Annotated in this window: 8 protein-coding genes and 1 pseudogene; 6 read left to right on the top strand and 3 right to left on the bottom strand. The window is 41.4% G+C overall.

The features are described from left to right. Positions 1-169: pseudogene (locus ACXAG2_RS20710) on the bottom strand (IS110 family transposase); the annotation flags it as partial. Positions 170-302: 133 nt separating this feature from the next. Between ACXAG2_RS20710 and ACXAG2_RS20705 the strand changes: the two are divergent. The 4 genes from ACXAG2_RS20705 (at position 303) to ACXAG2_RS20690 (ending at position 3,421) form a co-directional block, all read left to right on the top strand. Next, positions 303-707, top strand: coding sequence for a hypothetical protein (locus ACXAG2_RS20705; protein WP_474870194.1), 405 nt, complete (start codon positions 303-305; stop codon positions 705-707). A 563-nt stretch (positions 708-1,270) separates the two neighbouring features. Continuing rightward, a complete protein-coding gene (locus tag ACXAG2_RS20700) occupies positions 1,271-2,209 on the top strand; it encodes an SDH family Clp fold serine proteinase (protein WP_474870192.1) in 939 nt (312 codons plus the stop codon). 126 nt (positions 2,210-2,335) lie between these two features. Further along, on the top strand, positions 2,336-2,725 hold the full coding sequence (locus tag ACXAG2_RS20695; protein WP_283623125.1) for a hypothetical protein: 390 nt from the start codon (positions 2,336-2,338) through the stop codon (positions 2,723-2,725). Between the two features lie 120 nt (positions 2,726-2,845). Then, positions 2,846-3,421 (top strand): hypothetical protein, encoded by a 576-nt coding sequence (locus ACXAG2_RS20690; RefSeq protein WP_474870189.1) that lies wholly within the window; start codon positions 2,846-2,848, stop codon positions 3,419-3,421. A 132-nt stretch (positions 3,422-3,553) separates the two neighbouring features. Here the strand turns inward: ACXAG2_RS20690 and ACXAG2_RS20685 are convergent, their stop codons facing one another. Next, a complete protein-coding gene (locus ACXAG2_RS20685; protein WP_018983976.1) occupies positions 3,554-3,844 on the bottom strand; it encodes a type II toxin-antitoxin system RelE/ParE family toxin in 291 nt (96 codons plus the stop codon). After that, complete coding sequence (locus ACXAG2_RS20680; RefSeq protein ID WP_012518669.1) at positions 3,837-4,058, bottom strand: TA system antitoxin ParD family protein; 222 nt, start codon at positions 4,056-4,058, stop codon at positions 3,837-3,839. The genes ACXAG2_RS20685 and ACXAG2_RS20680 overlap by 8 nt, the downstream gene beginning before the upstream one ends. Positions 4,059-4,263: 205 nt before the next feature. Between ACXAG2_RS20680 and ACXAG2_RS20675 the strand changes: the two genes are divergently transcribed. Both ACXAG2_RS20675 and ACXAG2_RS20670 read left to right on the top strand, forming a co-directional pair. Further along, positions 4,264-4,986, top strand: a complete 723-nt coding sequence (locus tag ACXAG2_RS20675) for a class I SAM-dependent methyltransferase (RefSeq protein ID WP_474870187.1) — start codon at positions 4,264-4,266, stop codon at positions 4,984-4,986. Between the two features lie 78 nt (positions 4,987-5,064). Further along, complete coding sequence (locus ACXAG2_RS20670; protein WP_474870185.1) at positions 5,065-5,439, top strand: HAD family hydrolase; 375 nt, start codon at positions 5,065-5,067, stop codon at positions 5,437-5,439. Positions 5,440-5,511 lie beyond the last annotated feature (72 nt).

Genomic DNA, 5,511 nt, shown 5'->3' with positions numbered 1-5,511 from the left:
CGGGGTATTTCGATTCGAACTGACGGAGCAGCTTCTTAACGCTAACTTTGGAAGAGGGTATGCGGCCATAGTGAACAGGACTCGCCCCGCGTTGTTCTTCACAATAAGCTACTTCATGGAATTCTTTGTGAGTATCCAAGCCGATAAAAATCATGCTATGTTTATTCATGCTAGCCTCCAAATGAATTAGTCTTAAGCAAACTAATTATGGCACTGGCTTTCAGCTAACCCACGAAAATGCGGAGGCTAGCATTTCACAGGGAGTCATTGTGTCTATGCGTATTTTTAGTGTCGAGTAAATAATGAAGTTGGATTACGAATTAATAAGTGAAATTTTAGCTAAATTTGTAGAGTCTGAAAAATCTATCGTCGACATTAACGACTTTGTTGAACTCTATGAACAAGACTCGCAAAAATTGGCTCACCACATGATTATCATGCAAGAGAAAAGGTTAATCACTGGTGCATTTTCTCATGGAAGCTTGGGAATTGATTTAGAGTATCGCGAAGGAAGGGATATTTATGAATTCGCGGCAGATACACCTTGGAGAATAACTTCTGAGGGGTATGACTTCGCAGCAGCTTTGAACAAGCCAACAGTCTTAAGCGAAATTAAGACCCGGTTTCAAAAAGAAGGTCTTTCTGTAGTGATTGATGTAGCTAAAAAAATTGCAACGAAGCAAGCAACCAAGTACTTGGATGACTGATACGCATAACAATCACATTAAGTCGCTCGCAGGCTCGCTGGGACAGTAACACGTGGGCTCTGTCGCTTCGCTCGGATTTCAGCCCACGTGTTACTGCCCCTTATGTGGGTGTTATGCGCCGTAGTTTATTTCTCAAATGTTTGGTGCGGCGGTTGTTGTTCAGGACAAGGTCGTTTCGCTAGGTTGTATTGGTGGCTGGCGGCGTCAGTTTTCAAAGCTGAATTATCAACGTTCAAATTCCCAACTCAGTAACGCGAGCATTCGCGCTAAGCGGCTTTCTTGGCTAGTTCATTTCTTAGACGTCCGTTTTATCATCTGGCATTTCGCAGAGGGTTGTTTTAGTGTTGTATTTAATTGTTTAATCAGTACGTTTTGGTGACATGCGCTGGCGGCAAAGCCGCGTAGGGCAGGCGCCTCGTAACGCATAACAAGCGCATTAACACTCGCTGCGCTCGCTGGGGACAAAAACACGTGGGCTCCCGGCGCTTCGCTTGAAATTGTAGCCCACGTGTTTTTGCCCGTTATGCGGGTGTTAAATGCCTTTTAAATATCAAGGAAGTTTTATGTCAGAAAAAAAAGCTACAAAATCACAAGACGCTAAGGAAGAAGAAAAGTCATATGATTTGTCTAAATGGGCGGATATTATTGCTATGTTTCGGGACGATTTAAGTGAAGATAAAATTAAATCGCATGTGACTGCATACATCTCAACATTAGTCACAGAATTTGGAATGGAAAACTACTGCGTAGTGTTTCTCTTCGATGATTGGCATTCCATTTACCCGTACCATTCCAACCAGATTTATAAGGCAATTTCTGACCTTAAAAGTTCCAAAGATATTCTTTTGGTTCTACAAAGTGGAGGTGGAAAAATTGAACCTGCCTATCTTATTAGCAAAACATGTAAGCGTCTATGTAAAGACAAATTCGTTGTTAGTGTACCTCGAAGAGCTAAGTCAGCTGCAACTTTATTATCATTAGGAGCAAATGAGATTCATATGGGGTTATTGAGTGAACTAGGTCCTATTGATCCGCAGTTTGGTGGTTTTCCTGCTTCTGGTTTAGCCAACGCAATGGAGAAAATTGCTGAAATGTCTAGCAGATTTCCAGATGCGTCGGATATGTTTGCGAAATATCTTACAGATAATCTAAGTATCAGAGATTTAGGTTACTTCGAAAGAATAAATGAATCCGCTGTCCAATATGCTGAGAGATTACTTGCTGGTAAAACATTGCCCGACAACTGGGACGAAGAAAGATTAGCAGCTCACTTAACGAACCATTATAAAGATCACGGATTCGTAATCGATTCGGACGAAGCTGCCACTTTGCTAGGCAAAAGTGTAATCAAGGAATCAACCCCAGAATATGAGTTTGGAAATAGAATTTATGAATTTCTAGACTTCTTAGAGTTTTTATTCAAGGCCTTCCACCAAAAAAGAATAAGGTATGTAGGCAGTATTGATAACGGACTTGACACTTTTGATGCTGAAAACGAATAAGGCATTTAACAATCACATTAAGTCGGTCGCAAGCTCCCTGGGACAGTAACACGTGGGCTCTGTCGCTTCGCTCCTATTTTAGCCCACGTATTACTGCCCCTTATGTGGGTGTTAGGAGACAAGGGAATGTTGCAGTATAAAAGGATTTTTATGTTTATCCCTTTATCAATTCTTTTGCCCGCATTGAGTGTGGCGATTTTGGTTTTAGTGTTTAGTCGTTTTGGGATCGCTACTACTGCTTTTTCATTCTTGGCTACGTCGTATATTGTAGGTGGAGCTTTAACCTTTGTGGTTTTCTGGTGGTTTGCTACAGGTGTAAATAAAAAGCCATATTTGCATGCGTTTGTGATGTATGTTTGCAGTTTTTTAATATCAACTTTCGTACTTATGTTGTTTGTTGGCGGTGGTTATATTTCTACTAATTTAGCCTTTGACGCTTCAATTTCAATTATGGTTATGTTCGTAGCAACCAAAGTCGGCTATAAAAACAAGGAGGTATCAAGCTATGTCTCCTAACAAAAAAATAATGTCGCCCGCAAGCGGGCTGGGACACAAACAGGCAGGCGGCTTCGCCATTATAGCCTGCCTATTTGTGCCCCATATTTAGGTGTTAGGTTTTTTAGAGGGAGTTTTAAAGTGTCAGAAAATAATGAACTGCCCGTAAGACTTGATTTGGGTCTTTCAGAAAATGAGATATTTTCTATTGGAACCATCGTTTCACAATGGGGTGCAATTGAATATGAAGTCTTTCATCAATGCCTATTGAGCTTTGACGAAAGTGACGTCAATTCACTTCCAAAGGAAATGAATAATTTGAGTTTCTCTAAAGTACTGGAATTATGGAAAAAGCGTGTCGTTGATTCTAGTGAATCACCAGTAAAAGATTCACTGACTGCACAGTATGAAAAACTTAACAGCTTGCAAGATTATAGAAATGCCCTAATGCACGGAATGTGGAGATGGGATCCAGCCACTCCTAATGTAGTGACAACAGAAAGAGTCAGAAAAAAAGAAGTAGTTAGTACTAAATTTGGCCCAAAAGACTTAGAGCACTTTGCAAGACAAGTGGCAAGTATATTGTTTGCAATTAAGTACCCCAATGGATTGGAAGAATTTATAATGCAAAGAATGGAGCAAGGTGCAGCCATTTCAAGAAAAGGGTACGAGTTACTATTTGGGAAAGGTGATGATGACACTTCATCAAGTGATTGAACAACAAAACCTAACAAACCACTCAAGGCTCTCGCTTCGCTCGCTGGGACGCTAACACATGGGCTGCGTCACTTCGTTCCTAATTTTAGCCCATGTGTTATCGCCCCTTAGTGGGAAGTTATACGCAATTGGTCAGAATAACTTTTTAACATCGCGATAAAAGTTTTCATGAGAGCCAAGTGCAATCAACTCAAGTATTACAGTGCCATCCTCGTAGCTGTAACCAAGTAAAGTTAACTGCTTGACCATCTTGAATTTGTACACGCGAAGAAAGGCTAGGTCGCCTTTTTTCTGCTCACCTAGAAGAGGATCGGCCATGAGTTCCTTAACCGCTTTATCCAAGTCTTTTTTCTGATTCTGATGTAACTTCTTTACTGCCCTCTTAAAATTAGCTGTCTGTAAAACACTGGTAATCTTAGCCAAAATCGTAAGGCTCCAATTTTCCAGCCTCTTTTTCAGCTTTGGAAATAATTGCCTGTTTCACGAATTCGTAAGGCAAGTCAGGGTTATCTTCCATCATTTCACCTATCTTTGCCCAATGCTCAATCTGTTTTGGCATAGTTCGGTTTAGTGCTTTGCCCATAATCGTAGCTTTCTCAACTAGATCTTGGTCTAGTCTTACGCTCGCGGTTGCCATAATATGTCTCCTAATGGTTCGTCATTATATTGTAGCAATGCGCTACAGGTGTAGCAAATTGCGTATAACAAACGCATTAAATCGCTCGCGGGCTCGCTGGGACGCAAACACATGGGCTGCGTCACTTCGTTCCTAATTTTAGCCCATGTGTTTCCGCCCCTAAGCAGGGTGTTAGCTTCACAGAAACATCGAGGAAAAAATTTAGATGACTGATTCAGCAAAAAAATTTGATCAAGACAGAGCAGGTGAATACGCACAGCAGAGCCGAATAGCTTTGGCGGGCTATGAAGCCTGCCATGATCTTGCCGCCTGCATACTTTCTGCTGTACTTGGCTCCGACAGCAAAGCTCAAATCCTCGTTGTGGGGGCAGGCGGCACGGCTCAAGAAATTATTGCTGCGTCTAAGTTGGCTCCAAACTGGAGATTCACAGCAGTAGACCCTTCAGAGCCGATGTTGCAGCTTTCCAAAGATTCTTTAGCCAGTAAAGGTTTAGCTCATCGAGTTACAACGCATTTGGGCTATGTAAAGGATTTAATAATCGAAGAAAAATTTGATGCCGCCATCCTAATTGGAGTAATTCATCATTTAAAAGGAGAAAACGAGAAGAAAGCAGTTCTTGATGAAATTGCAAATAAACTTAAGCCAGATGCACCGCTTATCATGGCAGGCAATCGCTTTCCCTACGCTAGTAAACCACTTTTCTTATCGGCATGGGGAGAGCTTTGGCGAATGAATGGTGTTTCAAGTGAAGATGTTGAAAGCAAGAGAGCCAGAATACTGGAGGGTGCTGATCCTCTTAAATCTAATGAAGCTGTCATAGATTTACTCGCGCAATCTGGATTTACTGAGGTAGACCAATTTTTCTCTAGTCTATTTTGGTCTGCCTGGATAGCTAAATACACTCTTCCCGTAGGCAAGCAAAGCTAACAATTTGCTGCACGCGGAAAAATTACTCGCTGCGCTCCTAATTTTCCAGTGAGCCCAGCGTTAGGCAATGGGGGCAGTATGATGCAAGCGGTCATTTTTGACATGGACGGCACTTTAATAGATTCAGAACCTATGTGGAAGGAAGCAGAGAGACAAGTATTCGCTTCAGTGGGAGTTAAAGTAAGCGACGAACTGTCGGCTAAGACTGCTTCTATGACAACTCGAGAGGTAACTGAGTTTTGGTATAGCCATTATCCTTGGACAGGTAAAAGCTTACAGGAAGTCGAAAATGAAGTGATTAATCATGTAGCATCACTTATTTCTGAAAAGGGCGAACCCATGGAAGGTGTGGAGAAGATTTTAAGGTTCTTCCAAAAGGAAAAATTTAAAATAGGATTATCGACTAATGCACCTTATAAATTAATTCCTATTGTTCTAAATAACTGTTCTTAAGTGTAGAGCACCCCATAGGGGAACTCAGTGTGATTTCTGCGATCAGATCAATCGCCAAAAAGAAATTACCGA

It is taken from the genome of Alteromonas sp. ABH4_456 (assembly GCF_056160645.1).
Note: the sequence above shows the minus strand (reverse complement) of the source record. Positions and strands in the feature narration are given on the sequence as shown.